This window comes from Vibrio sp. 970 (assembly GCF_033339075.1).
Window position 1 is genome coordinate 1 of sequence record NZ_JAWOTW010000842.1, and the last position, 513, is coordinate 513.

The 513-nt window shown below is 45.4% G+C and carries 1 protein-coding gene; it reads right to left on the reverse strand.

Annotated features, from left to right (window positions below; translation table 11 throughout):
* A partial coding sequence (locus R7Q11_RS29495; protein ID WP_225467379.1) for a DedA family protein occupies window positions 1-513 on the reverse strand: 513 nt, incomplete at both ends.

A 513-nucleotide genomic window follows, 5' to 3' on the forward strand; every position in this document is an offset into this window, starting at 1 on the left:
CGCTTGAGTAAGCCTAGGAGCATCAATGCGAACACAACCGCGGCGCTCGCCCAGATTGCGTATTTGTAGTGGCTATATAAATGGCTGAGTGCGCTGAGGTGCTCAAAAGCAAAATGCGTAAGTAAACTGAACACCAAAACCCAAATGGTGGCAGCGAGTGCGTTGCCGAGTAAAAACTCTCTGCGTGGCATTTTTGCTATCCCACACGCCAGAGGCATAAATTGCTTCATCCCTTCAATAAATCGGCTGACCACCAAACAAGCAGGGCCATATTTTTGAATGGTGATTTGGAGCTTCTGCATTTTAGGGCCAGAGATGTAACCTTTTTTATCTAGCCATCCTTCAAAGTAGTAACCAAGTAAGTAGCCACAAGTATTGCCCAAAAAGCAGCTGAGCCAAGATATAACCATAACCATACTCAGATTCATGACTTGTTCTGAGGCCAGAATTGATGCTGCGATCATCAAAGATTGCCCAGGCATGGGAATGCCAATACCTTCAAAAAAGATGCTG